Raw genomic sequence first — 25,860 nt, 5'->3', positions numbered from 1 at the left:
TGGCAAGTCCGGCATTGAATCACAGTTCAGTCGGTCATTTCAGTCCGCCATTTCAGCAGGCAAGCCGCATGCCATGTCAGGCCTGGTAGGTGACTTTGCCGCCGCAGATCGTCGTTACCGGGCGCACCTTGTGCAGGTCGGCCGGCGCCGTTTTTTCGATGTCGGCCGACAAAACCACAAGATCGGCCATATAGCCTGGCTTCAGCGTGCCCTTGCGGTGCTCGGCGAATTCGGCATAGGCGCCCTCGACCGTGTAGGCGGCAAGCGATTCACGCAGCGAGAAGCTCTGGTCCGGATCGCTTGATGCCCATGGTTTGCGCATCACTGCCGCCTGGATGCCCAGGATCGGATCGATCGGCGACACCGGCCAGTCCGACGCGAAGACGACATGCGCGCCGGCATTCTTCAGGGTGCGCCAGGCATAGCTCAGCGGCCAGCGCGTCGGCCCGATGCGCGACACGGTCGGCTCCAGCGGAAAATCCATGGCGCCGGGCGGATGGGGCGGCTGCATCGAGGCGATGACGCCGAGTTCGGCGAAACGCGGCACATCAGATGCGGCGATGACCTCTATATGTTCGACACGATGCCGGCTGTCGCGCTTGCCATTGGCCTTTTGCGCCGCCTCGTAGCCGTCGAGCACGGCGCGCACGGCGCCATCGCCGATCGAGTGCACGGCGATCTGCAACCCGCGCCGGTCGATGGCAATGGCCAGATCGATGAACTGCTGCGGCGTGAACAGCGGCTCGCCGACCCAGTCGGGACGATCGGCATAGGGCTCGATCATGACAGCCGTCCAGGAATCGAGCACGCCGTCGTAGAAGACCTTGACCATGCCTGACGACAGCCATTCGCTGTTGTAGCGTTCAGCCATCGCGGACGCCTTGTCGAGCATGTCGAGCTTCATGAAATTCTTGTAGTGGAAGGGTATCTGCACCCGGCAGGGCAGCCCCTCCTCGGCCTCGATCTCGGCCAGCAGTTCGAGCTGGTAAAGATTGCCGTCCATGTTCTGGATCGAGGTGATGCCGTGGCGCGCGCACCAGGCGAGCCCGCGCCGCATGATGTCGCGGTCGGCGGCGCGTTCTTCCGCTGACGGCATCGGGTCCGGCTCGCCGCCCGTCGCCAGCCCGAGCCGCACCCGGCCCTCCCCGGCAAGATCGAGCACCGGGCCGAAAGCCTCGCCCTCGCGCAGTTCGCCATTGGCCAGGCCGTCGTCACCCATGACAATCTCGTTGCCCGGGCCAAGCGTGCGCCCACTCAGGATGCCTGCCATGTCCAGCGCCCTGGTGTTGGCCCACATCGTATGGTGATCGGGCGCGGCCATGACGAAGGGCCGGTCCGGCAGGATCGCATCGAGATGATGGCGCATCACTCGCTCGTCATCGAGCACGGTGTAGTCGACGCCCTGTCCCACCAGCATCTTGGCATCGGGGTGCGTCGATGCGTAGTCGCGGATCGCCCTTTGCAGCGCCTCAAAACCGTGGACGCCCGACAACTGGAGATGGGCAAGCTCGGCCGCGCCTGAAAACAGATGCATGTGGGCTTCGATGAAACCCGGGAGCACCGAACCGCCCCTGGCGTCGATGACCCTGGTGGCCGGGCCCTTGAACTCTTCGATGGAGGCACGGCTGCCGAGGGCGACGATGGCGCCGTTCTTGACGGCAACGGCGTCGGCGGCCGGGTTGTCATCGTCCATGGTCAACACACGACCATTGATGACGATCAGATCCGCCTTGTGACCCGCACCCGTGACAGACATCGCGACTCCGCGCTTTTGACTGAGACCGACAACCACTGCCCACGAGCTGCCGCTCCGCGGGAGGGGCGCTAGGAAAAGATGATGCCGGTGCGCTGTCTTCGAAATTCCCCTTGTTATCCCCAAGGCAGCGTGGATAAAAGAATGCGACTAATCATTCGCGTTTGTCAACATGCGGAATTTGCAATGTATTGTGGACAACACCCCGCCCCAATGTTGGGACCCGGGGAACGAGGACGTCAAGCCGTGAAGCGCAGTCTTGATCGCAAAACCAGGATAGCGCTCGAACCGCGCAAGCAGCCGCGGCAACAACGGTCGAGCAAGGTGGTAGACCGGATTCTCGACGCGGCGCTGACCTTGACACGCGAGCAAGGAACCAGGACGCCGACGACGCTCGCCATAGCGCAGCGCGCGGGCTTGTCCGTCGGTTCGGTCTACCAATACTTCCCCAACAAGGAAGCCATTCTCCTGGACCTCGCCCGGCGCTGGTTGTCATCCTTTCCCGAAGTGATCGCGAGACGCATCAGGGTCGACCCGCCCACCAACCGCGAGGAGTTTCGGCGGGAGGTACGCAAGCTTTTCACGGACACTTCCAGGCTTTATCTCGACAATGCCAGCCTGATGCCGGTGATCGAGGCGATTTCAGGTAACGCCGACCTGAGACCGATCCAGAACGAGTATGACGACCAGATCGTCGCACTCTACGCGGCATGGCTGCGGCACGTGAACCCGGCTCTCGAAGACAAGGTCGCCAGCCGGCTCGGCCTGCTGATGATGGAGGTCGGGCACGCTTGCCGTCTTGTCGGCCTGAAAAAGGATCGCCGGACATACGACCTTATCGAGGACGATGTCGAAAGCATGTGGCTCGCTCTGGTGACCCCCTATCTCAACCTTGACTGATTTCGCATTCGAGAGGAATTTCATGAAGACTGTCTATTCGCCGCTTCATGCCGGCCATGCCGGCCAGATGGAACTGGTCACATCGGCGATCGTGCCGGGGTTCGAAAAGCCCTCGCGAGCCGAATTCATCAAGGCGCGGGTCGAGAGCGAGAATCTCGGACCAATCATCGCGCCGGCCGAGCATGATCTTGCCGCCGCCAAGCGCATCCACAGGGCCGACTACGTCGATTTCCTGCCGACGGTCTGGCCGCAATGGATCGCCGAGGGCCACACAGGCACAGCCATGCCCTTCACCTGGCCGACGCGCGGCCTGCGCGGCGACGTGCCGCCCAAGCGAGTCGACGCCCTGCTCGGCTATTATTCCTTCGACGGCGGCGCCACCTTCGTCGAAGGCACATGGGCCGCGATCAAATCGTCCTACGACGTCGCGCTGACGGCAGCCGGCCTGGTCAAGGCCGGCGAAAGGTCTGCCTTCGCGCTCTGCCGTCCGCCCGGCCACCATGCCGGAGCCGGCTTCATGGGCGGCTATTGCTACATCAACAACGCGGCCGTTGCCGCGCAATGGTTCCGCGACCAGGGGGCCAGCCGCATCTCGATCCTCGATGTCGACTATCATCACGGCAACGGCACACAGGAGATTTTCTACGACCGCGCCGACGTGCAGGTCCTCAACCTGCACGGCGACCCGATGGTCGAATATCCGTTCTTCCTCGGCCATACCGATGAGCGTGGCGCCGGCGCGGGCGAAGGTTTCAACATCAACTATCCCATGCCGTTCGGCACCGGCTGGGACGCCTGGAGCGCCTCGCTGGAAGACGCCTGCGCCAGGCTCGCCGCCTACGCGCCAGACATCGTCATCGTCTCGCTCGGCGTCGACACGTTCGAGAAGGATCCGATCAGCCAGTTCAAGCTCAAGTCGTCGGACTATCCCATGATCGGCCGCCGCATCGCCAGGCTCGGCCTGCCGACGCTGTTCGTCATGGAAGGCGGCTACGCCGTCGAGGAAATCGGCATCAATGCCGTCGGCGTGCTGACCGGCTTCGAGGGCCGGTGACACCGGCTGCCCGAAGCGCGGCAGCTCTGAGGGAAACCACGAAAAAGGGCGGCGTCAGCCGCTCTTTGACATCCTCCAGCGACATCCGGCCCCTTGGTGGGCGCGACCGAAACAGCCCCGGCCGAGATGACCGGCTTGCACGGCTCGGGTATTTCCACGCACCGAAACGCGCGAAAATCGGCGCCTGAGTCGCGGCTTGAGTCCACTTGATTCGATTTTGTCAAATCGCGTTTGATGTCAGATTCATCTGGGGGTAGATTAGACCCGAATCAGCCGGTCCTCGGGGGGCGCGGCGACCACCCAAAGTCTCAAGTGCCGGAATTTTCTGGCGCCAGACGCGGACGGCTTCGCGTTCCCTGAATGGATTCCGTCTGATCGGGCGCGACCCCGCGCTTGTGTGTGTCTCGTAAATGTAACGCGTTTTCAGGTTCGGCGGCTGGCTCTCCAGCATCCGGACATCAGCATCGATTCCGGCCAAAAACAGCAAATGAGCAGTCCCGCCGCGCTTCTTCAATCCGACACATTGGGCTCGCGCCTGACGTCGCGCGGCGATCTCACCAGCTTTTTCATGGAGTTGACCGCCGAGATCGGTGCCGACAGTTATATGCTGGTCGCCATCGTCCACGATCAGGACCGCAACGACGCGCGCATCGTCTCGTCCAACTGGATTTTCGACGCCATCGAACTGATCGGCAAGCGGCTGATCGCTGGCCTTGCCCAAGGCGCGCTCACCGTTGCGCCGGGCATGCGTCCAAGGCCGCTAGTGTCGGCGCAGGCACCACAGGCCGAGGGGCTGGTCTCCGGCGAAGAGGCACGCCTGCTCGACGTGCTAGGCCATGCCGAGATCTATTCGCTCAGGCTGAATGTCGGCCGCCAACGCCTGTTCGCGCTGTTCTCGGCGGCAGCCGCCGGCCGGATCGACCAGCCGGCGCTGATGAAGGCGCAGTTGAAGTGCTGCTACGCGCTCTCGCATATTCCGCAACTGATCGCCGCCGCCGCCATGCAGGATCCGCTGTCGGACCGCGAGCGCGAATGCCTGTTCTGGGTCTCGGAAGGCAAGACCACGGACGAGGTTGCCCTCATCCTTGGCGTGTCCTCCAACACCGTCAACAGCTACATCACCCACGCCATCCAGAAATTCGCGGCCAGCAACCGCGCGATGGCTATCGCCACGGCGATCAGGAGCGGCATCATTTGAAACAGGCCGACGTCAAGCAGGCCGCCGAGGCCCTTTTCAACGACCAGCGCAATCCGTTCGGCGCCTTCTCGCTCGGCTCCGAAACGCATCACGCCGTGACCATTTCCGATGCTGTGCGGCGCTGCCGGTGGATCGCCGTCGACATCAATGCCTCGGCCTTCGGCCTGTTCTTCGTCAGCCCGTCGCTCGAGCGGGCGCGGCTGGTGCCGTGCTTCGATTCCGACTATCCCGGCATATCGGTGGCGACCAAGTTCATCTCGGGCGCCAATGGCGAGGAGATCGTGCGCCATAGCAGGATCTCGACCGAACCGCGCTGGTGGACGGATGACGGTGTGGCGGCCATGGGCGAGATGTTCGCCGGCCTTGCCTGGACCGAGCAGATGGCGCCGCTGGCGCCCGGCAGCAGCGGCATCGCCTTTCCCGTCCATGCCGATCGCGGCCAGTGCGGCCTCGTCGTCTTCCTCGGCTCGGAGATCGCCCTGCCGCAGGACGCGCTCTATGAAATCCACGCCCGTTGCTTTTCGCTGTTCGCCGCCGTCGCCCGCATGCGTCCGGGCGATGTCGGCAAGACGCGCGCGATCTCCAAGCGCGAGCTCGAATGCCTGAAACTGACCGCCAACGGCAACACCAGCGAGGAGATCGCGCGGCTCCTGAAACTGTCGGTGCATACCGCCAACCAGTATCTCACCCAGTCGACCCAGAAGCTCAACGCCGTCAACCGCAACCAGGCGGTCGCCAAGGCGCTGCGGCTCGGCCTGATCGAATAGTTAGAACGCCAGCGGCTCGACCTTGCGGATCCGCGCCTGTTCGACCACCGCCTCGAGCAGGGCGGTGTTGTGCTCGGGGTCCTCGCCGGGCTTTTCGAACGACACGTAGTTGACGGCGACCGAGGCGCCCTTTTCGCTCAGCGTCAGTTGGAAATAGACGGTGACGCCCGGTGGCCGAAGCTCGAGATCGAGCACGATGCGCGGGCTGCCGCTCCAGTCGACATGGGCCTCGCCGCCATGGCCGAGCCTCAGCGTGCCCGGCTTGAAGAACAGCTCCGCCGCGGAATCGACCAGATCCGACAGGCAGGCGAAATGCTCCAGCCGGATGAAGGCGATATAATCGGCGACATCGATCAGCCTGAGCTCCGCCACGACTTGCTCGATGGCGCTGGCGACGATGATCTCGCGGGAGTTGGCGTGCGGTTGGCGGTTCATGAAATCTGTCTGCGCTCAGCCTTTTTCGAATAGACGATCCGCACCAGTTCGGCGACGGCCTGGTAGAATTGCGACGGGATCACACTATCGACCGAAACTTGCTTGTACATGGAGCGGGCGAGCGCCACGTCCTCGAAGATCGGGATGTTGTGCTCGCGCGCGATTTCGCGGATCTTGAGCGCCACCAGATCCTGCCCCTTGGCCAGCACCAGCGGTGCCGAATCCTCGTCGCGCACATATTTAAGCGCGATCGAAAAGTGCGTCGGGTTGGCGATGATCAGCGTCGCGCGCGGCACCGCCGTCATCATCCGCTTGCGAGCGCGATCGCGCGCCAGCGAGCGCAGCCGCGACTTAACGATCGGGTCACCCTCGGACTGTTTGAACTCGTCCTTGACCTCCTGCTTGCTCATGCGCAGGTCCTGCTTCCAGTGGAAGCGCGACCAGACGATGTCGATCGCCGCGATCAGGCCCATGACGAAGACGATCGCCACCAGTATGTCGACCGCGATGCCCCGGATGACGAGGCCGAAGGCGACGGGATTGGTGATCATGCCGGCGAGCAGCTTGCGGTGATCCTCGGACAGCGTGAAGGCGAGCACGACGATGGCGAAGCCGACCTTGCCGAGCGCCTTCAGGAACTCGACCCAGCCCTGCACCCCGAACAGCCTGTTCCAGCCCTTGACCATCGAGATGCGCGACAGCTGCGGCCTGATGCGTTCGCCGACGAATTGCGGCATGTTCTGGAACACCGAGGCGCCGATGCCGGCGATGGTCAGGAGCACCAGCAGGCTGAGGACGGCACGGCCCACCTCCAGCATGACGATCTTGTAGAGCGCGATGACGTCGGTCTCGGTGTCCATCGGCCAGGCTTCCGGCTTCTCCAGGAACATCGACAGGAACATGCCGAGATCGACAATGGCATCCTTGGCGTAGAAGACGGTGAACACCAGTATGGCGACGAAGGAGGCCAGGAGCGCGGTCTCCCTCGAATGGGGCAGCTTGCCCTGTTCGATGGTGTCGCGGATCTTCTTTTCCGTCGCTTCTTCGGTTTTGGAATCCTTGTCGACCGCCTCTGCCATGATCCGGCCTTAGGCGGCGGCGTTCTGGGTCGCGGGAAGCTCGAACGCGCCTTCGCGCGCCAGCCGGATTGTCGTCGTCACGATCGTCTTGCGCGCCGCCATGATGTCGGCGAGGGGAACCCCGTCGGATCCTTGTCCGAGTTCGGCTTCGATCATGCGCCGCGAGCGCGCGCCGATCGCCGACAGCGCCGCTTCGGCAAGGATCGCCGAAGTGCCGCGCAGCGCCAGCGTGACCAGTTCGGTCGACAGCCCGTCGAATAGAAGCACGCGCGCTTTCTGGGTAAGCAGCGGCAAATCCTCGAAGGCGAACAGCCGAGCCCGGACGCCGTCGAGATCGGGCGTGCCGGCGGCCTCCAGATCCTGCATGACCTCCTCGAGCAGCGGCTTGTCCAATTCGTTGAGAACGCTGGCGACGCGCGCCTGTCCGGCCGATGTATCCTTGGTCGCGGTTTCCGCCAACACGCTGGTGCGCAGCCGGTTTTCGACGATCTTGCTGGCGGCGTCGGGAACATTGGCCATCGTCACCATGCGCTTGATGATCTCGCCGCGCGTCGGCTTGCTCAGCGTCAACAGCACGCTCGCCGCCGCCTGCGGCCCCAGCTTCGACAGCACCATGGCCGCAGTCTGCGGATGCTCACCGGCCAGGAAAGTACCAAGCCGCACCGGCTCGAGCTTCTCGAGCTCGGGCCAGATCGGCGGCGGACCTTCCGGCGCAACCTCGAATTTCTTGTCGCCCATGATCGCGCTCATCTCTTCGGGCGAGAGCGATTCGTTGAGGATGGTATCCATCCTGTCGGCGGAATCGAGCAGTCCCGCGCCTTCGGTGAACTCCGCCTCGAACTCGGCGACGATGCGCTCGAGATCGCCTTGAGGAATGGTCCTGAGCAGCCGGGCGCCTTCGATGAGCGCCTTCAATTCCTCCTGCTTGAAAAATTTCAAGAGGCGGCTGGCCGACGGCTTGCCCATCGCCACCAGTATCGCGGCCGCCTTCTGCGGACGCGTCAGGGAAAGGGACGTTGTCATGCCTTTCGCTCCCGCTGCCACCGGCAAGACCCGCGACGCATCTTCACGCGCCCTTCGTGCCGGCGATGATTTCGGTCAGCCTGATGCCGAAGCGCGACGGGTCGCTTTCGAGCACGGTGATCTCGCCGCGCGCTATTCTGCGGCCGTTGACCACCACGTCGACCGGTTCGCCGATGCGGCGGTTGAGTGCCACGGTGGAGCCCTTCTGCAGCCCCATCAGGTCGGACACCGGCATCTCGGTGCTGCCGAGGATGATCTGGACGTCGACGGGGATGTTCATGATGACGCTCGAATTGGCCGCGGACGCGGCCTTGAACGCGATATCGGGGCGCTGTTCCTCTTCATGCAGAACCCCGCGCAATTCCTCGATGGCGCGGTCGAGCTGCTCGTCCGGCTGGTCGATTTCGGCTTCTGCCTTGGTCTTGGCCATGCATCGTCTCCAAAAGCTCAGGCGTGCCCGGCACCAGCCGGCATGAGCCCGTCGATAAAATCCTGTCCGGCATCATAGGGATGCTTGATCCGGACGGTGTAATTCTGTCCCAGCTTGCCGAACTCGCATACGAACAGCGTCTTGCCGCGCGCGCCGAGACGCGCTTGCGACTGCGCCGTTTCCTCGAATTCGATGATCTGGCCAATTTCGAAATCGGCAAGATCGCCGAGCGTCAGTCGGGCCAGCGGCATGGTCGCCTCGAGCGCCACCGTGGAACGCATCACTTCTTCCGAAAAGCGCGCGCGCCAGTTGGCGCCCTGATCGTTCTCGCCGCCGGCGGCAGCGCTGTCCCGGCTGGCCAGCACGACACGCTGCGGCATCGTCACCGTAACGGTGCCGCTGTCGGCCGGCGTCGAGATGCCGAAGACGATGCGGATTGCAGCGCCATCGCGCAACACGTGCCGTTTGGCTTCGCTGCCCGATATCGCCCGCGGCACTGGCAGGCGCAGGTCGAGCGACCGTCGTCCCGATCCGTTCAATGCCTGCGCGACCTGCTGGAACACCATGGTCGAAACATCGATCTCGATCTGCGACAGATCACGCTCTATCGGCGATGCCGGCATCTCCGGGTCGCCGCCGAACAGCGTGCAAAGCGTGACCGCGATCGCCGGCGCATCGATCACCAGGGTCATGGCATCGGAGGACGTGGCTGACGCAACGATGGTCATGGCGAATGTCTCGCCGGCACGGGAGCGGGCCTCCGCGACGCGGCTGACGTCGACGCCCCTGAGATCGACGGTGACCGGAACTCCAAGCTCACTGGTCAGGCTCTTCTGCAGCAGCGGCGCGGCGCGTTCGGCCATCGCCCGACCGGTGCCGATGACCTGGGCGGCCTCGCCGCTGTCGCCGACCAGACGCTCGATGATCAGCGAGCGCGCTTGTGAGGGACTGCCGGGACTGGTCATGACAATGTCGGCACCGATCTGTCGCGCATCGCTCAGGCGGCCCTTTTCTCGGCGGAGCCGGTGTTCATCGTGCTCTGCTCGACGGCGTCGATGGTCGGCCGCTCATAGGACGAGATGGTCTTGCGGCCGAACTCGATCGCCACCTGCGGCAGGGCGCCGTTCATGTAGGCGAGCAACGTCTGCTTGACGATGATGTAGAGGCGGTTCTTCTTCTCGCGCACCGTCTTGATCTTGGTGGCGACGGGCCCGACCACCGCGTAAGACAGGAAGATGCCGAGGAAGGTGCCGACCAGCGCCGCGCCGATCAGGCCGCCAAGGATTTCCGGCGACTGGTCGAGCGCGCCCATCGCCTTGACCACGCCGAGCACGGCGGCGACGATGCCGAGCGCCGGCAAGCCGTCGCCGACCGCCACCAGCGCGTGGTAGGCTTTCATCTTGTCGGACTTGATGGTCTGGATTTCCTCATCCATCAGCGCCTCGATCTCGTGCGAACGGGCGTTGCCGATGATGATGATGCGGCAATAGTCGCAGATGAAATGCGTCAGGTCGTGGTTCTTCAGAACGGTGGGAAACGCCTGGAAGATCGCCGATTCCTCCGGATTGTCGATATGCGCCTCGACCTCGCTGCGCGACTTCGAGCGCAGTTCACGCATCAGGCTGTGCAGCACGCCGAGCGTTTCCAGATAATCCTGTTCCTTCGGCACGGCCTGCTTGAAGGCTTCGAGGATGCCCCTGCCGGTGTCCTTGACCGTCTTCATCGGATTGGCGACGAGGAAGGTGCCGAGCGCGGCGCCGCAGATGACCACCGCTTCCCAGGGCTGCATCAGCACATGCAGATGCCCGCCCATGGCCATGAAGCCGCCAAGGACGCAACCGAGCGTCACCACCAGTCCAATCAGAATGCCCACGAGAGGTCCTTCCGCATTTCAAGTCAGCTGCAAGGGATAGTCCCCGTGCCTTGTGTGAGGCTTGAATCGGAGCGGCATCGAGCCGATCGGCGCGATTCAGTTTCGCGCAAGGAAGTGAGTTTATTGTGCTGGCATAGCTTCGGCCGGAGGCGCGTCCTTGCTCAGTACCTATACCAGCTACCAGTTGATCACCAGGGACATCGACAAGTCGATCGACCGCATCGAAAAGCAGCCGACGGTCGATCGCGACACCAAATATTATCTGGACAACATCACCAAGGTGAAATCGATCGACGATTTCGTCAACAATGACCGTTTGTTCAAATATGCCATGAAGGCCTACGGCCTGGAGGACATGGCTTACGCCAAGGCGTTCATGGTCAAGGCGCTCAAGGAAGGCGTTTCCGACCCCGACAGTTTCGCCAACAAGCTGACCGACAAGCGCTACGCCGAATTTGTCAGCGCCTTCAACTTCGCCGCCAACGGCGCCAATACCACCGTTTACAACAAGGCGCAGCAGCTGGTGACCGGCAACTATGCGCTGCAAGTCCAGATCGGCGCCTCGCAGGCGGGCTTCTCTTACTATCAGAGCGAAACCGCCTATTATGTCACCAACATCTCCAAGGTTAAGTCGATCGACGACCTGATGGGCGACAGCCGTCTGCTGACATACGCGATGGCCGCATTCGGGCTCGACGCCGAAACCGAACCGGCCGCAACGGTCAGGGCGATGCTCGAAGGTGGCGTCAGCGATCCCAACAGTCCCGCCAACAAGCTGGCCGACAAGAGTTACGCCAACTTCGTCTCGGCGTTCGACTTCGTCCAGTATGGCGATCAGACGACCACGCGCGACAACGTCCAGCAGGCGGTGCCTAAGGGTTACATGGCCGGAGCCGGGCTGACGTTGGTCAAGCCGAGCGCGCAGTACGTCAAGGGCGAGGCCGATTACTACGCGGCAAACATTTCCAACGTGAAGTCGATTGACGATCTCATGGCGGACAAGCGCCTGCTTACATTCGCCATGGCGTCCTATGGACTGGATGCGTCGACCGAAACCCCGCGGCAGATCCGCGCCATGCTCGAGGGCGGCGTGAGCGATCCCAACAGCCCTGCAAACAAGCTGACCGATAAACGATACGCAAACTTCGTCACGGCCTTCGATTTTGCCCAATATGGCGATCAGACAACCACGCGCGACGCAGTGCTGAAAGATACGCCGAAAATCTACACGACAGGGTCGGCGCTTGGCCTGATCAAGCCGAATGCGGACTACATCAAGTCGGAGACCGCATATTACCTGGCCAACATCACGAACGTGAAGTCCATCGACGATCTGATGGCCAACAGCCGCTTGTACAATTATGCGCTCTCGGCCTACGCGCTCGATCCGGCGACAGAGAGCAAGGACCTCATCCGCAGCGTCCTGGCCGGTGGCGTCCGCGACCCCGACAGCGTCGCCAACAAGATGACCAACAAAGCCTATGCCGGGCTCGCCTCCGCCTTCAATTTCGAACAATACGGCGAAGCGGCCACCACGACCAATCCGGCACAGCAGCCGACCGTGGACAAATACATGCGCCAGACGCTGGAGGAGGATGCCGGCCAAACCAACGAGGGCGTACGGCTGGCGCTCTATTTCCAGCGCAAGGCGCCTGATATCACCAGCTGGTACGATGTGCTCGCCGACACCGCTCTTGCCAGCGTGGTGCGCACCGTGCTCGGCCTGCCGGATTCCTTCGCCACCGCCGACGTCGACAAGCAGGCGCAGCTGTTCGAGCAGAAGCTCGACATTTCTGATTTCTCCGACCCCGAAAAGCTCGGCAAGTTCCTGACCCGCTTCACCTCCATGTACGAGATCAACCACCCGACCTCGTCAGCCGTGTCGTCGATCAGCGTGCTCTTCGCCAAGCCGGTCACGGCGGGGATCTCCACCGACCTGATGATGGCCATGCAAAAGTTGAAGTTCTGACCATGCGGGACAGTCTCTACGTCGCCCTTTCCTCGCAGATCGCGCTCGAGCGCCGGCTCGACACGATCGCCGACAATGTCGCCAACGCCTCGACCGTCGGCTTTCGCGCCACCGGGGTGAAGTTCGAGGACGTGGTGTCCGGCACCGGGCCGAAATCCGTGTCCTTCGCCTCCTCGGGCAAGACCTATCTTTCCGGCGCCCATGGCTCCCTGACCGAGACCGGCAATCCGTTCGATTTCGCCATACAGGGCGACGCCTGGTTCGCCATCGAGACGCCGGTCGGCACCGTCATGACCCGCGATGGCCGCTTCTCGATGAACGAGAATGGTGAGCTGATGTCGGTCGAGGGCCATCCCGTGCTCGACGCCGGCGGCGCACCGATCCAGCTCGACCCCCGCAACGGCCCACCCAAGGCCGGAGCCGATGGCTCGTTGCGCCAGAATGATCAGCTGGTAGGCTCCATTGGCCTGTACAATTTCGATCCGGGCGAAAATTTCGTGCGCTACGGCAATTCCGGCATCGTGCCGGCGCGCACGCCCGAGCCGGTGACCGATCGCGCCGATATCGGCGTCGCCCAGGGCTTCGTCGAGGAATCCAACGTTAATCCGGTGCTGGAGATGACGCGGCTGATCATGGTCCAGCGCGCTTTCGAGAACACCGCCGCCCTGATGCGGCAGACCGATTCCTCTACCGACGAGGCGATCAAGACGCTCGGCTCGAAGTAGCATGTCTTTCGACCAGCCAACCCTGCGCGCACCCGAAAGACTGCCCCAGCCAACGCCGGAAGACCGGCTTGCCGCGCTGGAGCGGATATGGCGGCGCTTCAGCGATGCCGAGGGACTGCTCAAACGCGGCGGCCTCGTCAGCGAAGTCACATCGACGCATTACAAGGTGCGCGGCCTTTCGGATTTCGCCAGGCTGGGCGATCTTGTCGAACAGCGCGGCCATGCCGGCACGCGCCGCGGCGAGATCGTCAAGATCAGCCGCGACGAGATTGTCGTGGCCCCCTTCGAACGCAGTGCCGATGCCGGCATAGGCGACGCCGTTTTCCGTCGCGGTCCGCTCACCGTGGCGCCGCATGCCTCGTGGCGCGGCCGCACGATCGACGCACTCACCCGGGCGATCGACGGTGGCCCGCCATTGATCAGGGGCGACGGCATGTCCGGGGCCGCCACGCCCGGCGCCATGGCGCGCCAGCGCGTCGGCACCGCCTTCATGACCGGGGTCAAGGTCATCGACATTTTCACGCCGCTCTGTTTCGGCCAGCGCATGGGCGTCTTTGCCGGTTCCGGTGTCGGCAAGTCGACGCTGCTGGCCATGCTCGCCGGCGCAGACGCTTTCGACACCGTGGTCGTGGCGCTGATCGGCGAACGCGGCCGCGAGGTCCGCGAATTCCTCGAGGACACGATCGGCGACAGCATGGCCAAGACTGTCGCGGTTGTCGCCACCAGTGACGAAAGCGCCATGATGCGCCGGCGCGCGCCGGACACCGCGATGCACGTCGCCGAACATTTTCGCGACCAGGGCCACCGCGTGCTTCTGGTACTGGATTCGATCACCCGCTTTGCCCACGCCCTGCGCGAAGTAGCGACGGGAACGGGCGAGCCGCCGGTCGCGCGCGGCTATCCCGCTTCGGTTTTCACCGAGCTGCCCAAGCTGCTCGAACGCGCCGGGCCGGGAGTGGAGGGGAAAGGATCGATCACCGCGATCATTTCCGTGCTGGTCGACGGCGACGACCACAACGATCCGGTGGCCGATTCCGTGCGCGGCATCCTTGACGGCCATGTCGTGCTCGACCGCGCGATCGCCGAACAAGGCCGCTATCCGCCGGTCAATCCGCTGTCGTCCATATCACGCCTGGCCGGCAAGGCTTGGAGCGTCGAGCAGCGCGCGCTGGTGACGCGGCTGAAGTCGATGATCTCCCGCTTCGAGGACACGCGCGACATCCGCCTGCTCGGCGCCTACCAGGGCGGCGCCGACGCCGAACTCGACATGGCGGTGCGCCAGGTGCCCCTGATCTACGAGGCGCTGATGCAATCGCCGAAGGACCGCCCGTCCGCTGATCCATTCTCCGATCTCGCTCGCCATCTCAAGGGAAAGCAGAATGCCGAACAAGGGGACTGAGCTCCAGCATACCGAGCGCATCCTGCGTGAAATGATCGCGGAGGCGAAAGCCGAAGAAGAGATCGAAGCCAGCCGCAACTCGGCCATCGACGGGCTCTTCGCCGCGCCGCAATGGCCGCAGCCGCCCAAGGCCGCGTTTCCAAGGCTGGGCAAGAAGGCCGGCCGGCGCAGCGATTTCGTCATCGCCGCGCTCGGCATCACGCTCGGCCTGATCTGCGCGCTGTTCCCTTGGTATATCTTCTTCAATCAGGAACAGTTCGGCGTTCAGGCAATCAAGTTCGGCGGCACCGGCACCAATTCTGGACGCGAGGGCGGCGGCGTGGTTGCCGAGCGCAGCGCGCCGCTGACGGCCAAGGACGTTCCGAATGCCAATATCGACCTGCTTGCCACCGGAACCGTGCAGGATGATCCCAGCGCCGCCCCGGCGCCAGATGACCAGCCCTTTCCGGCCGACGTCACCAAATTCCGCATGGTCCACGTCGCCAATGGCCGCGCCATGATCGAGGACGACACCGGGCTGTGGATGGTCCAGCGTGGCTCGATCCTGCCGGATTCCAACAAGGTGTCGTCGATCGAGCAACGCAACGGCAAATGGGTGATGGTCACCAGCGCCAATCAGGTGATCGAGCTTTCCAGGTAAGTTCGCCGCGCATGCCGGTTGCGTCCGCCCGCAAGGTCCGCGCAAGACTGGCGGCCTAGTCTTTGGGCACACGCCCGGAGATTCCCATGGAGCCCGTTTCTCTTTTCGATCTCGCCGCCAAGCAAGCGCAATGGCTGGCCGTGCGTCAGTCGGCGGTCGCCGGCAACATCGCCAATGCCAACACGCCGGGCTATACGGCAAACGATGTCGAGCCGTTCGAGAAGGTGCTCGACCGCGCGGCGGTGTCGTTGCACACGACACAGGCCGGACACCTCGGCAGCGCCGCGACCAATGCCGGTTTCGCGATCAAGCCACAGGAAGACGACGGCGTCGTCATGCCGTCCAAGAACACCGTCGTGCTCGAGGACCAGCTTCTCAAGGCCGGTGAGGTGCGCCGCTCCTTCGAGCTCAACACGGCAATCGTCAAGGCATTCCATTCGATGATGATGATGGCGGTGAAGAGCTGACCATGGACGCGCTCACAGCAGCCCTCAAAGTAGCAGCCTCCGGCCTCGGCGCCCAGTCGGAGCGGCTGCGCGTGGTTTCCGAAAACCTCGCCAATGCCCAGTCGACCGGCACCACCCCCGGTTCCGACCCCTATCGCCGCAAGACCATCAGCTTCGTCTCCGAGCTCGACCGGACCACTGGCAGCTCAACGGTCGAAGTGAACTCGATCGACCGCGATCCCAGCGATTTTCCTGTGGAATTCCAGCCCGGCAACGAGGCCGCCGACGACAAGGGCTACGTCAAGATGCCCAACGTCAACGTGCTGATCGAAATGGCCGATATGACCGAGGCCAACCGCTCCTACGAGGCTAACCTGCAAGTCGTGAAGCAGGCGCGCGATCTCATTTCAATGACCATCGACCTGATGAGGAACCAATGATCGTGAACGGCATCGGCGCGCTCAACCTGAAGCCTGGACTTGGCGACACGGCGACTGAGCTGCTTCAGGGCGGCGTTGCGCCCGCGACCGCAGGCAACCTCGGCACCTCCTTCGCCGAAGCGCTAAGCCAGGCGGCCACAAAGACCGTCAACACGCTGCAGAACGCCGAGCAGGTTTCGGTCCAGGCGCTCAAGGGCGACGCCGACACCCGCCAGGTCGTCGATGCCGTGATGAGCGCCCAGCAGGCGCTGCAGACTGCCGTCGCCATCCGCGACAAGGTCGTCTCGGCCTATCTCGAAGTCAGCCGCATGGGCATCTGAGGAGTTCGGCCATGAAAGCACTCGCCATCGCCGCCACCGGCATGAACGCCCAGCAGACCAATCTGGAAGTCATCGCCAACAATATCGCCAACATCAACACCACCGGCTACAAGCGGGCGCGGGCCGAATTCTCCGACCTGCTCTACCAGGTCGACCGCACGCAAGGCGTGCCCAACCGCTCCAACGCTTCGCTGGTGCCGGAGGGCGTCTCGATCGGCCTCGGCGTCAAGACCACCGCCGTGCGCAACGTCCATACCCAGGGCGAACTGACCAGCACCGGCAACAGTTTCGACATGGCGCTCACCGGCAGGGGCTGGTTCCAGATCGAAGGCGCCGATGGCGGCACGCTCTACACCCGCGCCGGCGCCTTCAACACCAACGCCACAGGCCAGCTGGTGACGGTGGACGGCGCCAGCGTCATTCCAGCGATCAACGTCCCGGTCGACGCCGTCGAGGTCATTGTCAACAAGACGGGCCAGGTCTTCGCCCGCATCGACGGCCAGACCGACCTGCAGAATCTCGGCCAGCTCCAGATCGTCAACTTCGCCAACGAAGCGGGACTGGCGCCGCTCGGCGACAACCTGTTCCAGGAAACGACCGCTTCTGGCCCGGCCAATGCCGGCGTGCCCGGCGATCCAGGCTTCGCCACCATCCAGCAAGGCTATCTCGAGGCCTCCAACGTCGACCCGGTCAAGGAAATCACCGAACTGATCTCGGCGCAGCGTGCTTATGAGATGAACTCCAAGGTCATCCAGGCCGCCGACGACATGGCCTCGGTCGTCTCCAAGAACATCAGGTAACGACAATGGCCGCTCCGGTCTCCTGCTCCGCGTTCCGCCGCACCGCGCTCGTCCTTGCGCTGGTGACCGGCGGCATGCCGGCTTTCGCGCAGGACGCGGCCAACCGGTCGGCAACGCAGATCGCCAGCAGCCAGCCTGCCGGCGAGGTCGTGCTGATCCCAAACCGGGTCATTTATCCCGGCGAGACCATCGAGCTTGCGGCCCTCAAGCAGGTGACCCTCATCCCCGGCAAGCACAAGCCCGACGCGGTGGCGACCCTTGCCGAGGAACTCCAGGGCAAGATCGCCAAGCGCACGCTGCTGCCCGGCCGCTACATCCCCGCCGCCGCGATTCGCGACGCCTGGCTGGTCGAGCAGGGCGCTGCCGTGCAGGTTTTCTTCATCGCCGGCGGACTGACGATATCGGCCACCGCCGTGACCTTGCAGCCAGGCTCGGCCGGCGATCTCATCAAGGTTCGCAACAGCGACAGCGGCAAGATTCTCTCCGGCAGGGTGATGGCTGACGGAACCATCCAGGTCAGCGCTTCATGACGCGTCCGCTTATTCTCCTGCTTGCGGCCGCGCTCGGCCTGCAGCCTGCCTTGGCCGACGGCCTCACGCCCAAGGCCAAGCGCGAACTCGCCGCCAGGAATGGCGGCGTGTACGACGATCCTGAATATGATCCGGCCACCACCACGCGCATGTTCCGCGTCTCGCCCGGGCCAAGCTCGCTGCCGCCGGGCCAAGTCGCCTCGCGCATCAAGGACATCGCGCAGCTGCAGAGTTCGCGCGACAACCAGCTCGTCGGCTACGGCCTGGTCATCGGCCTCGCCGGATCGGGCGACAGCTTGCGCAACTCGCCGTTCACCGAACAGTCGATCCGCGCCATGCTGGAGAATCTCGGCATCGCCACCGAAGGCGGCAGCGCGCGTGCCAAGAACGTCGCCGCCGTCATCGTAACCGCCAACATGCCGCCCTACGTGCAGTCGGGCGCGCGCATCGACATCGACGTTTCCTCGATGGGTGACGCTACCTCGCTCGCCGGCGGCACGCTGATCATGACGCCGCTGAAGGCGGCGGACGGCGAAATCTATGCTGTCGGCCAGGGCGCGGTCATCGTGTCGGGCTTTACCGCCCAAGGTCAGGCCGAGCAGTTGACGCAAGGCGTCCCGACCGCGGGCCGCGTGCCGAACGGCGCCATCATCGAGCGTGCCGTGAAGGCCGAGTTCGATGACCAGCCGATACTGACGCTGCAGTTGCGCAATCCCGATTTCTCGACCGCCATTCGCATCGCCGACGCGATCAATGACTACACCAGCCAGCGCTTCGGCATGCGTGTGGCGGCCGAGCGCGATTCCCGCACCGTCCAGATCAGACGGCCGAAAAGCGTCTCGGCGGCCCGCTTCTACGCCGAGATCGAGAACCTCGTGGTCGAATCCGATACGCCGGCCCGCGTCGTCATCGACGAGCGCACCGGCACCATAGTCATCGGCAACGACGTCAAGATCTCACGCGTGGCCATCAGCCACGGCACGCTGACGGTGCGCATCACCGAAGCGCCGCGCGTCGTGCAGCCCGAACCCTTCTCCAAGGGCGAAACCGCCGTCGAGCCGTTCACCGCCATCGACGCCAGCCGGCCCGACGCGCGCGTCGCCGTGCTCGACGGCCCCGACCTGCAAACCCTTGTTTCCGGCCTCAACCGCCTCGGCGTGAAGCCCGACGGCATCATTGCCATCCTGCAAGGCATCAAGTCGGCCGGCGCCCTGCAAGCCGACCTGGTTCTCCAATAGGCGATGCAGATGATCTCCTTCCCCTCATTCCATCAAGGATGGCGCCCCGCCGCGATCCTGTTCGCGGCCTGCGCTCTGACGGCCTTTTCCAGCGGCGTGCATGCCGAAGAAGCCGTCCGCCAGGTCCTGCCGGGGGCGCCGCCCGCACCCGCGCCGCAGCTGTTGGCCCGGGAGAAGGCTCCCGACCAAAGCGAGATCGAGCGCTTCTGCTCTAACATAGCCGACGCCGCCCGCGACCGCCGCTACGTCTTGCAGGCGGAGGAGTTGAAACAGCTCCAGGCCGGCATCGACCAACGCATGAAGGCACTGGACGACAAGCGGGCCGAATACGAGACCTGGCTGAAGCGGCGCGAGGTGTTCCTGGCCCGGGCCGAGGACAGCGTCGTCAAGATCTATGCCGGCATGAAGCCCGACGCGGCGGCCGAGCGCCTGGCCATCGTCAATGCCGATCTCGCCGCGGCCATCCTGATGAAGCTCGATTCGCGCAAGGCCGGCGTCATCCTCAACGAAATGGACCAGAAGGCGGCGGCGACGCTCACCGGCATCATGGCCAGCGCAGCCCGAAGGGTAGATCCGTCATGATCCGCAGAACGCTTATCCTGTGCGCGGTCGCAGCTTTGTCCGGCTGCGGCACCAATCTCAAGGAGATCGGCAGGGAGCCTTCACTGTCGCCGGTCGGTTCCGGCATCGGCAATGAAGGAGCTTCGCCCTACAGCTATCCCGAGCCGCCTGCGGCGCCGGTCAAGAAATTCTCGCTGTGGGACGATCGCCAGAGCCGGCTGTTCACCGATCCCAGGGCGTTGCGCGAAGGCGACATTCTCACCGTCAGGATCAAGCTCAACGACAAGGCCAACTTCAAGAACCAGAACGACAGGAGCCGCACCGCCTCGCGCAAGCTGGGTTACGACGTCACGCTCGGATGGGAAGACAAGAGCACGAGCGGCAAGGGCGACGCCGGCCTGAACTCCAGCACCGAAACCAATGCGGACGGCGAGATCAAGCGCTCGGAGAACCTGGAACTCAACGTTGCTGCCGTCGTCACCGAAGTCCTGCCCAATGGCAATTTGATGATCAGGGGCTCGCAGGAAGTACGTGTCAATTATGAGCTCAGGGTGCTCACCATCGCCGGCATGGTGCGCCCCTCGGATATCGGCGCGGAAAACACCATCTCCTATGAACGCATCGCCGAGGCGCGCATCTCCTATGGCGGCCGTGGCCGCGTCAGCGAGGTCCAGCAGCCGGCCTACGGCCAGCAGATCCTCGACCAGGTTCTTCCGTTCTAGGGCATTGGAGACCGCAGCACCGTGGCCAGCGTCGAACAGGTTCCGTCTCGCAAGGGTCCTTCCCTTGCCGTCCAGGGCGCCATGCTGCTCCTGGTGACGGCTGCCGCCATCGGCATGGGCTGGTTGTCCGGCGGCTATCTCAAAGGTGTGGGGGCACCGGCATCGGTACCCGTCGCGCCGGAGAACGAGGGCAAGGTGCCCAAGGCCGCCGACGTGAAAGAGCCCGGCACGGGACCGTCACTCGTCGCGCTGGCGCCGATCACCACCAACATCGCCTCGCCCGCCGAGACCTGGATCAGGATGGAGGTGTCGGTGGTCTACGACGCGCCGCAGCCGCCGGCAATGTCGGATAAGATCCATCAGGATCTTCTGGCCTTCGTGCGCACCTTGAAGATGCACCAGATCGAAGGCGCCAGCGGCTATCAGCACCTGAAGGCCGATATCGAGGAGCGCGCCTCGATCCGCAGCCAGGGGCATGCCAAGCAGGTACTCATCAGGACGTTGCTGCTCGAATGAAGAAATTTCTTCTTGCCGCGGCGCTGCTCGGCGCCGCCACATCGATTGCAACGGCCCAGCAACTGGACCTCGGCGGCATCGGCAAGGCCGACGGCACCACCGTCGGCTACATCATCCAGATGTTCGGCCTGCTCACCGTGCTGTCGGTGGCGCCGGGCCTGCTGATCATGGTGACGAGCTTCACCCGTTTCGTCATCGCCTTCTCGATCCTGCGCGCCGGCATCGGCCTGCAGTCGACGCCGGCGAACCTTATCCTCATTTCGCTGTCGCTGTTCATGACCTTCTATGTCATGGCGCCGACCTTCGACCAGGCCTGGAATACCGGCGTCAAGCCGCTGATGGACAACCAGATCAGCCAAACCGAGGCCTTCGAGAAGATATCCGATCCCTTCCGCACCTTCATGCTGCACAATGTGCGCGACAAGGACTTCGACCTGTTCGCCGACCTCGCCCGCGAACGCGGCCAGACCGTTGCGAAGGAAACCGTCGACCTGCGCATCCTGGTGCCCGCCTTCATGATCTCCGAGATCAGGCGCGGCTTCGAGATCGGCTTCCTGATCGTGCTGCCGTTCCTGGTCATCGACCTGATCGTCGCCACCATCACCATGGCGATGGGCATGATGATGTTGCCGCCGACGGTGGTATCGTTGCCGTTCAAGATCCTGTTCTTCGTCCTGATCGACGGCTGGAACCTGCTTGTCGGCAGCCTGGTGCGCTCCTTCAACTGATCGCGCCGGCGCCGGCCGCACCCTCCCGTTTTTTTTCGACAATATTTTCGATTAACCGTCCGGTTTAGTCCTTTGGTAGGGACTTGCCGCCATATTCCCCGCAGATGGCGGGTGATCGGGTCTCAGACAGATCATTGGCATGATGCCGCTCCGTCATACCGGCCAATCCGGTATGTCAAAAAACACCTGTAAAAAGTAAGGTACGAGTAGACATGGCCAGTATCATGACCAATGCCTCGGCGCTGACCGCGCTGCAGAGCTTGAACGCCACCAACAAAAATCTCGAAACCACCCAGGCCCGCATCTCGACGGGCTATCGCGTTTCCCAGGCTTCGGACAACGCCGCTTACTGGTCGATCGCCACCACGATGCGTTCCGACAACCAGCAGATGTCGACCGTTTCGGACGCGCTCGGCCTCGGCGCCTCGAAGGTCGATACCGCTTACACCGGCATGAACAGCGCGATCGACACCATCAACCAGATCAAGACCAAGCTGACCGCCTCTTACGGCCAGACGGATGCCGACAAGGAAAAGACCCAGACCGAAATCGCCGCCCTTCAGAAGCAGCTGAAGGCCTATGCCGACGGCGCCAGCTTCTCCGGCACCAACATGCTGTCCGTGGACAGCGGCACGGGCACGTCCGTGGCGGACGTCAAGATCGTTTCGGCCTTCAACCGTGACGCTTCCGGCGCGGTATCGATCTCGACGATCGACGTCAACGTGGAAAGCACTAAGCTCTACGAGGCCGGCACCACCGCCGGCACGGCGAAGGGCATTCTCGATGCCGACCGTCTCGGTACCGACGGCAGCGTCGTCGCCACCGCGTCGAACCCTGTGGCGGGCGTCGCTTCCGCGGCCACCGACACCTATTCCGTCGCCACGCTGAAGGTTTTCGACTCGACCACCGGCAAGGGTTTCAGCGACTCGCAGATCGCCGACCAGATGAAGGTGGTTGACGCCGCGCTCAAGGACATGACGAACGCCGCCACCACGCTCGGCGCCGCCAAGAGCAGTATCGACCTGCAGAAGACCTTCACGCAGAGCCTGATGGACTCCATCGACCGCGGCGTCGGCCAGCTCGTCGATGCCGACATGAACAAGGAATCGACCCGCCTCCAGGCCCTGCAGGTTCAGCAGCAGCTCGGCATCCAGGCGCTGTCGATCGCCAACGGCTCGTCGCAGTCGATCCTGTCGCTCTTCCGCGGCTGATCGCCTTCACCATCCACGAACAGCACCAAAAATCGGGCCGCGCCAAAAGCGCGGCCCGATTTGCGTTTGCTCCAGCCCCGCGCAATCCTCGTTCCTTAACTGTCGAAAGCTGACTTTTAACAGGGCGTTAACCATATCGCGCTAGCTATGGTTAACCAATAGCTTACGACAGGTTGTCGAATCGGCCCGACCGGCACGATCGCAGCCGATGGGCAGGCCGACCAGGCCTGTGGGCATGCCGGCTTAGAGAAGGAGCGAGTTTCTTGGCGAGCATCATGACGAACGCTGCGGCGTTGACTGCACTTCAAAGCCTCAACGCCACCAACAAGTCGCTCGAGCAGACACAGGCCCGCGTCTCGACGGGCTATCGCGTCTCCGAGGCCTCCGACAACGCCGCCTACTGGTCGATCGCCACCACCATGCGATCCGACAACCAGGCGCTCTCGACCGTGCAGGATGCGCTCGGCCTCGGCGCCTCGAAGGTCGACACCGCCTATACCGGCATGAACAATGTGCTGGACACGATCGGCAAGATCAAAACCAAGCTGCTTTCGACCGTCGGCCAGACGGATGCCGCCAAGGCAAAGACGCAGACCGAAATCACGGCGCTTCAGGCGCAGATGAAATCCTTTGCCGACGCCGCCACCTTCTCCGGTTCGAATTTCCTGTCGGTGATCTCCAAGCAGGTGTCGGCCGCCAATGACGGCGTCCAGCCCGACTCCAAGATCGTGTCCTCGTTCAACCGCACCTCGTCCGGCGCCGTCCAACTCGGGACGATCGACATCGATGTCGAGAGCACCAAGCTTTTCGATTCCGGTCTCGCCGGCGACGTCAAGAACCAGGGCATTCTCGACCGCAAGACATCGGTCTATTCGACCGCGGCCGCGCAGACCCTGTATGACACCGCCTATGCGGCATCGATCGCGGGTGGATCAACGGATATCGCAGCCAACACCGCCGGCCAGACCGCGGCGGGGGCGGTTGCCAAGGTCGACAACATTTCCGCCTACAATCTCGACATCACTGCGGCGGGCGTAACCGACGACATCATCACCCAGATGATCACCAAGATCGACAACGTCATGAGCCAGCTGACCGATTCCGCCACCATCCTCGGTTCGGCCAAGAGCTCGATCGATCTCCAGAAGACCTTCACGCAGAGCCTGATGGACTCCATCGACCGCGGTGTCGGCCAGCTCGTCGACGCCGACATGAACAAGGAATCGACCCGCCTCCAGGCGCTCCAGGTGCAGCAGCAGCTCGGCATCCAGTCGCTGTCGATCGCCAACAGTTCCTCGCAGTCGATCCTGTCGCTGTTCAAGAGCTGACCGCCCGCTCGACGTCTTCACCTCAAGGTTGACGGGCCGCGCGCCGAGCGCGGCCCGATTTCATTTTCGCACAAGCTTCGAGGGCTATTGTTCCAGCGGACAGTCATGCTGGGAGTAGTCGACCGTGCCGGAACAGATCCAGAGCATCATCGCGAATCTCCGCGGGTTTGGCGTGAAGCGCCTCGCCATGCTGGCGGGCATCGCCGCATTGGTGATGAGCGTCATCGGTGTCGCTTCCGTCTATCTCAACCGTCCGGCCTACGACACGCTCTATGTCGGGCTCGACCGCGCCGACGTGAACCAGATCGGCCTCGTGCTGGGCGAGGCCGGCATCGGCTTCGACGTCGGCTCCGACGGGACCTCGGTCCTGGTCCCGGCCGGCACCACCGCGCAGGCGCGCATGCTCTTGGCCGAAAAGGGCCTGCCGACCAGCGCCAATGCCGGCTACGAACTGTTCGACAATGTCGGCTCGCTCGGCCTGACCTCCTTCATGCAGCAGATCACGCGTGTGCGCGCGCTGGAGGGCGAGATATCGCGCACCATCCAGTCGATCGCGGGCGTCAAGGCTGCGCGCGTCCATATCGTCATGTCCGAGCGTGCCAATTTCCGCCGCGACGAGCAGCAGCCCTCCGCGTCGGTCGTCATCCGTTACGCCGGCATCGACGCCGAGAAAAGCGCCATGTCGATCCGCCATCTCGTCGCCGCCGCCGTTCCCGGCCTGTCGGCCGACAAGGTGACGGTGCTCGATTCCAACGGCAATCTGCTGGCGGCGGGAGATGATCCCTCCAACACAAGTGCCGCCCGCACGCTTGGCGTCGAGCAGACCGTCGAGGCGCAGATCGGCGACAACATCCGGCGCGCCCTCACCCCTTATCTCGGCCCGGACAATTTCCGCGCCAGCGTCAAGGCCGACGTCAACACCGATACCCGCCAGACGGAGGAGACGATCTTCGATCCGGAGTCGCGCGTCGAGCGTTCGGTGCAGTCGGTGCGCGCCAACGAGAACAACAACCAGAAGCAGGCCTCCACTCCGGCGAGCGTCGAGCAGAACCTGCCCGAGACGCAGACGACCGCCACCGAGGGTCCGCAATCCTCCTCGCAGAACGACCGCAGGGAAGAGATCACCAACTACGAGATCAACTCCAAGAAGATCGCCACCGTCTCCAACGGCTACAGCGTCACCAAGATGTCTATCGCCGTGGTGGTCAACCAGGATCGGCTGAAGGCGATCCTGGGCAAGGACGCCACACCCGAACAGATCGCCAAGCGCGTCGCCGACATCCAGAAGATGGTGACCTCTGCCACCGGCTTCGACGACAAGCGCGGCGATGTCATCGACGTCTCGGCGGTCGAGTTCATCGACGGGCTCGACGGCGAGGCGGTCCCGCAGGCCGGAATGCTCGATTCCGTCGGCCAGCATGTCGGCACGCTGATCAATGCCGGCGCCTTCATCGTCGTGGTGTTCCTGGTGGCCTTCTTCGGCCTGCGCCCGATGGCGGCGGCCCTGACAGCAAAGGCGACGCCGGCCATAGCGGGTCCCAATTTCGACGAGGTCCAGCGCTCGCTGCCGACGCCGGAGGGCACGGCTTCCGCCGAAGCCGGTTCGGCGGTCGGCACCTTGCCGGGCGTGCGGGCCGGTTCCACGCCGCTCGACGACCTGCGCCAGAAGATCAGGCCCGCACCGCAGGAGCGGCTTGCCCGCATGGTCGACCTCAACGAGGAGCGCACAGCGCAGATCCTGCGCAAATGGGCGGCCCAGGAAGTTGCGGTGTAGT

Annotated in this window: 28 protein-coding genes; 21 read left to right on the top strand and 7 right to left on the bottom strand. The window is 63.7% G+C overall.

The features are described 5' to 3' along the window. Positions 1–76: 76 nt before the first annotated feature. Positions 77–1,756 carry an amidohydrolase gene (locus tag LB533_RS17115; protein WP_140641546.1) on the bottom strand — a complete coding sequence of 560 codons (1,680 nt, stop codon included), beginning with the start codon at positions 1,754–1,756 and terminating at the stop codon, positions 77–79. 243 nt (positions 1,757–1,999) lie between these two features. Here LB533_RS17115 and LB533_RS17110 point away from each other — a divergent pair, with 243 nt between their 5' ends. The 4 genes from LB533_RS17110 to LB533_RS17095 all read left to right on the top strand — a co-directional run bounded on the left by LB533_RS17110 (position 2,000) and on the right by LB533_RS17095 (position 5,672). Further along, entirely contained in the window at positions 2,000–2,653 is a 654-nt protein-coding gene (locus LB533_RS17110) for a TetR/AcrR family transcriptional regulator (protein ID WP_140549684.1), read from the top strand. 22 nt (positions 2,654–2,675) lie between these two features. Beyond that, positions 2,676–3,707, top strand: a complete 1,032-nt coding sequence (locus LB533_RS17105; RefSeq protein WP_224677792.1) for a histone deacetylase family protein — start codon at positions 2,676–2,678, stop codon at positions 3,705–3,707. A gap of 487 nt (positions 3,708–4,194) precedes the next feature. Then, positions 4,195–4,905: a helix-turn-helix transcriptional regulator gene (locus tag LB533_RS17100; protein ID WP_140641550.1), complete on the top strand. Its 711-nt coding sequence runs from the start codon at positions 4,195–4,197 to the stop codon at positions 4,903–4,905. Further along, positions 4,902–5,672: a helix-turn-helix transcriptional regulator gene (locus tag LB533_RS17095; RefSeq protein WP_140641552.1), complete on the top strand. Its 771-nt coding sequence runs from the start codon at positions 4,902–4,904 to the stop codon at positions 5,670–5,672. The genes LB533_RS17100 and LB533_RS17095 overlap by 4 nt, the downstream gene beginning before the upstream one ends. Here the strand turns inward: LB533_RS17095 and LB533_RS17090 are convergent, their stop codons facing one another. From LB533_RS17090 to motA, 6 genes are read right to left on the bottom strand one after another with little or no spacing between them, the layout of a single operon-like run. Continuing rightward, positions 5,673–6,107 (bottom strand): hypothetical protein, encoded by a 435-nt coding sequence (locus LB533_RS17090; protein ID WP_140496202.1) that lies wholly within the window; start codon positions 6,105–6,107, stop codon positions 5,673–5,675. Beyond that, positions 6,104–7,186, bottom strand: a complete 1,083-nt coding sequence (gene flhB, locus LB533_RS17085; RefSeq protein ID WP_140641554.1) for a flagellar biosynthesis protein FlhB — start codon at positions 7,184–7,186, stop codon at positions 6,104–6,106. Before flhB ends, LB533_RS17090 begins: the two co-directional genes overlap by 4 nt. A gap of 9 nt (positions 7,187–7,195) precedes the next feature. After that, positions 7,196–8,209, bottom strand: a complete 1,014-nt coding sequence (locus LB533_RS17080) for a flagellar motor switch protein FliG (RefSeq protein WP_224677791.1) — start codon at positions 8,207–8,209, stop codon at positions 7,196–7,198. Between the two features lie 43 nt (positions 8,210–8,252). Then, a complete protein-coding gene (gene fliN / locus LB533_RS17075; RefSeq protein ID WP_140641558.1) occupies positions 8,253–8,639 on the bottom strand; it encodes a flagellar motor switch protein FliN in 387 nt (128 codons plus the stop codon). 17 nt (positions 8,640–8,656) lie between these two features. Beyond that, complete coding sequence (locus LB533_RS17070; protein WP_224677790.1) at positions 8,657–9,604, bottom strand: FliM/FliN family flagellar motor switch protein; 948 nt, start codon at positions 9,602–9,604, stop codon at positions 8,657–8,659. 32 nt (positions 9,605–9,636) lie between these two features. Next, on the bottom strand, positions 9,637–10,512 hold the full coding sequence (gene motA, locus LB533_RS17065) for a flagellar motor stator protein MotA (protein ID WP_140496207.1): 876 nt from the start codon (positions 10,510–10,512) through the stop codon (positions 9,637–9,639). A 157-nt stretch (positions 10,513–10,669) separates the two neighbouring features. Here motA and LB533_RS17060 point away from each other — a divergent pair, with 157 nt between their 5' ends. From LB533_RS17060 to fliF, 17 genes are all read left to right on the top strand, one after another. Beyond that, positions 10,670–12,481: a DUF1217 domain-containing protein gene (locus LB533_RS17060; protein WP_224677789.1), complete on the top strand. Its 1,812-nt coding sequence runs from the start codon at positions 10,670–10,672 to the stop codon at positions 12,479–12,481. A 2-nt stretch (positions 12,482–12,483) separates the two neighbouring features. Continuing rightward, positions 12,484–13,206, top strand: a complete 723-nt coding sequence (flgF, locus tag LB533_RS17055) for a flagellar basal-body rod protein FlgF (RefSeq protein ID WP_140513633.1) — start codon at positions 12,484–12,486, stop codon at positions 13,204–13,206. Between the two features lies 1 nt (position 13,207). Beyond that, a complete protein-coding gene (gene fliI, locus LB533_RS17050) occupies positions 13,208–14,605 on the top strand; it encodes a flagellar protein export ATPase FliI (protein ID WP_224677788.1) in 1,398 nt (465 codons plus the stop codon). After that, positions 14,586–15,245, top strand: coding sequence for a hypothetical protein (locus LB533_RS17045; RefSeq protein ID WP_140641566.1), 660 nt, complete (start codon positions 14,586–14,588; stop codon positions 15,243–15,245). Before fliI ends, LB533_RS17045 begins: the two co-directional genes overlap by 20 nt. A gap of 86 nt (positions 15,246–15,331) precedes the next feature. Further along, a complete protein-coding gene (flgB, locus tag LB533_RS17040) occupies positions 15,332–15,712 on the top strand; it encodes a flagellar basal body rod protein FlgB (protein WP_224677787.1) in 381 nt (126 codons plus the stop codon). Between the two features lie 2 nt (positions 15,713–15,714). Beyond that, positions 15,715–16,131: a flagellar basal body rod protein FlgC gene (flgC, locus tag LB533_RS17035; RefSeq protein WP_140496213.1), complete on the top strand. Its 417-nt coding sequence runs from the start codon at positions 15,715–15,717 to the stop codon at positions 16,129–16,131. After that, complete coding sequence (locus LB533_RS17030) at positions 16,128–16,451, top strand: flagellar hook-basal body complex protein FliE (RefSeq protein ID WP_181168599.1); 324 nt, start codon at positions 16,128–16,130, stop codon at positions 16,449–16,451. Before flgC ends, LB533_RS17030 begins: the two co-directional genes overlap by 4 nt. Positions 16,452–16,462: 11 nt before the next feature. Then, positions 16,463–17,251: a flagellar basal-body rod protein FlgG gene (flgG, locus tag LB533_RS17025; protein WP_140513636.1), complete on the top strand. Its 789-nt coding sequence runs from the start codon at positions 16,463–16,465 to the stop codon at positions 17,249–17,251. Between the two features lie 5 nt (positions 17,252–17,256). After that, positions 17,257–17,781 carry a flagellar basal body P-ring formation chaperone FlgA gene (gene flgA / locus LB533_RS17020; RefSeq protein WP_224677786.1) on the top strand — a complete coding sequence of 175 codons (525 nt, stop codon included), beginning with the start codon at positions 17,257–17,259 and terminating at the stop codon, positions 17,779–17,781. After that, positions 17,778–19,019: a flagellar basal body P-ring protein FlgI gene (locus LB533_RS17015; protein WP_224677785.1), complete on the top strand. Its 1,242-nt coding sequence runs from the start codon at positions 17,778–17,780 to the stop codon at positions 19,017–19,019. The genes flgA and LB533_RS17015 overlap by 4 nt, the downstream gene beginning before the upstream one ends. A 9-nt stretch (positions 19,020–19,028) precedes the next feature. Continuing rightward, positions 19,029–19,601 (top strand): MotE family protein, encoded by a 573-nt coding sequence (locus LB533_RS17010; RefSeq protein ID WP_224677784.1) that lies wholly within the window; start codon positions 19,029–19,031, stop codon positions 19,599–19,601. Further along, positions 19,598–20,302 (top strand): flagellar basal body L-ring protein FlgH, encoded by a 705-nt coding sequence (flgH, locus tag LB533_RS17005; protein WP_224677783.1) that lies wholly within the window; start codon positions 19,598–19,600, stop codon positions 20,300–20,302. Before LB533_RS17010 ends, flgH begins: the two co-directional genes overlap by 4 nt. A gap of 81 nt (positions 20,303–20,383) precedes the next feature. After that, positions 20,384–20,818 carry a flagellar basal body-associated FliL family protein gene (locus LB533_RS17000; RefSeq protein WP_263487582.1) on the top strand — a complete coding sequence of 145 codons (435 nt, stop codon included), beginning with the start codon at positions 20,384–20,386 and terminating at the stop codon, positions 20,816–20,818. Beyond that, the gene (fliP, locus tag LB533_RS16995) at positions 20,815–21,546 is read left to right on the top strand and encodes a flagellar type III secretion system pore protein FliP (protein ID WP_140513640.1); all 732 of its coding nucleotides are present in this window, start codon (positions 20,815–20,817) and stop codon (positions 21,544–21,546) included. Before LB533_RS17000 ends, fliP begins: the two co-directional genes overlap by 4 nt. A gap of 212 nt (positions 21,547–21,758) precedes the next feature. Beyond that, the gene (locus tag LB533_RS16990; RefSeq protein ID WP_224677781.1) at positions 21,759–22,757 is read left to right on the top strand and encodes a flagellin; all 999 of its coding nucleotides are present in this window, start codon (positions 21,759–21,761) and stop codon (positions 22,755–22,757) included. Positions 22,758–23,020: 263 nt separating this feature from the next. Beyond that, positions 23,021–24,085, top strand: coding sequence for a flagellin (locus LB533_RS16985; RefSeq protein ID WP_140641582.1), 1,065 nt, complete (start codon positions 23,021–23,023; stop codon positions 24,083–24,085). A gap of 124 nt (positions 24,086–24,209) precedes the next feature. Continuing rightward, the gene (gene fliF, locus LB533_RS16980) at positions 24,210–25,859 is read left to right on the top strand and encodes a flagellar basal-body MS-ring/collar protein FliF (RefSeq protein WP_140641584.1); all 1,650 of its coding nucleotides are present in this window, start codon (positions 24,210–24,212) and stop codon (positions 25,857–25,859) included. The last annotated feature ends 1 nt before the right edge of the window (position 25,860 follow it).

The organism is Mesorhizobium sp. BR1-1-13, from assembly GCF_020165515.1.
Lineage (GTDB): Bacteria > Pseudomonadota > Alphaproteobacteria > Rhizobiales > Rhizobiaceae > Mesorhizobium.
The sequence above is the reverse complement of the archived record's forward strand: the minus strand, read 5'-3'. Positions and strand labels throughout refer to the sequence as shown.

Excerpts from the sequence above, each read along its gene's own strand:
- flgB (WP_224677787.1), top strand. The coding sequence starts at position 15,332 with ATGGAGCCCGTTTCTCTTTTCGATCTCGCCGCCAAGCAAGCGCAATGG.
- flgC (WP_140496213.1), top strand. The coding sequence starts at position 15,715 with ATGGACGCGCTCACAGCAGCCCTCAAAGTAGCAGCCTCCGGCCTCGGC.
- LB533_RS17045 (WP_140641566.1), top strand. The coding sequence starts at position 14,586 with ATGCCGAACAAGGGGACTGAGCTCCAGCATACCGAGCGCATCCTGCGT.
- fliN (WP_140641558.1), bottom strand. The coding sequence starts at position 8,639 with ATGGCCAAGACCAAGGCAGAAGCCGAAATCGACCAGCCGGACGAGCAG.
- flgF (WP_140513633.1), top strand. The coding sequence starts at position 12,484 with ATGCGGGACAGTCTCTACGTCGCCCTTTCCTCGCAGATCGCGCTCGAG.
- LB533_RS16990 (WP_224677781.1), top strand. The coding sequence starts at position 21,759 with ATGGCCAGTATCATGACCAATGCCTCGGCGCTGACCGCGCTGCAGAGC.
- fliP (WP_140513640.1), top strand. The coding sequence starts at position 20,815 with ATGAAGAAATTTCTTCTTGCCGCGGCGCTGCTCGGCGCCGCCACATCG.
- flgH (WP_224677783.1), top strand. The coding sequence starts at position 19,598 with ATGATCCGCAGAACGCTTATCCTGTGCGCGGTCGCAGCTTTGTCCGGC.
- LB533_RS17115 (WP_140641546.1), bottom strand. The coding sequence starts at position 1,756 with ATGTCTGTCACGGGTGCGGGTCACAAGGCGGATCTGATCGTCATCAAT.
- LB533_RS17015 (WP_224677785.1), top strand. The coding sequence starts at position 17,778 with ATGACGCGTCCGCTTATTCTCCTGCTTGCGGCCGCGCTCGGCCTGCAG.
- LB533_RS17100 (WP_140641550.1), top strand. The coding sequence starts at position 4,195 with ATGAGCAGTCCCGCCGCGCTTCTTCAATCCGACACATTGGGCTCGCGC.
- LB533_RS17010 (WP_224677784.1), top strand. The coding sequence starts at position 19,029 with ATGATCTCCTTCCCCTCATTCCATCAAGGATGGCGCCCCGCCGCGATC.
- LB533_RS17105 (WP_224677792.1), top strand. The coding sequence starts at position 2,676 with ATGAAGACTGTCTATTCGCCGCTTCATGCCGGCCATGCCGGCCAGATG.
- fliI (WP_224677788.1), top strand. The coding sequence starts at position 13,208 with ATGTCTTTCGACCAGCCAACCCTGCGCGCACCCGAAAGACTGCCCCAG.
- flgG (WP_140513636.1), top strand. The coding sequence starts at position 16,463 with ATGAAAGCACTCGCCATCGCCGCCACCGGCATGAACGCCCAGCAGACC.
- LB533_RS17080 (WP_224677791.1), bottom strand. The coding sequence starts at position 8,209 with ATGACAACGTCCCTTTCCCTGACGCGTCCGCAGAAGGCGGCCGCGATA.
- LB533_RS17000 (WP_263487582.1), top strand. The coding sequence starts at position 20,384 with ATGCTGCTCCTGGTGACGGCTGCCGCCATCGGCATGGGCTGGTTGTCC.
- flhB (WP_140641554.1), bottom strand. The coding sequence starts at position 7,186 with ATGGCAGAGGCGGTCGACAAGGATTCCAAAACCGAAGAAGCGACGGAA.
- LB533_RS17090 (WP_140496202.1), bottom strand. The coding sequence starts at position 6,107 with ATGAACCGCCAACCGCACGCCAACTCCCGCGAGATCATCGTCGCCAGC.
- LB533_RS17030 (WP_181168599.1), top strand. The coding sequence starts at position 16,128 with ATGATCGTGAACGGCATCGGCGCGCTCAACCTGAAGCCTGGACTTGGC.
- flgA (WP_224677786.1), top strand. The coding sequence starts at position 17,257 with ATGGCCGCTCCGGTCTCCTGCTCCGCGTTCCGCCGCACCGCGCTCGTC.
- LB533_RS17070 (WP_224677790.1), bottom strand. The coding sequence starts at position 9,604 with ATGACCAGTCCCGGCAGTCCCTCACAAGCGCGCTCGCTGATCATCGAG.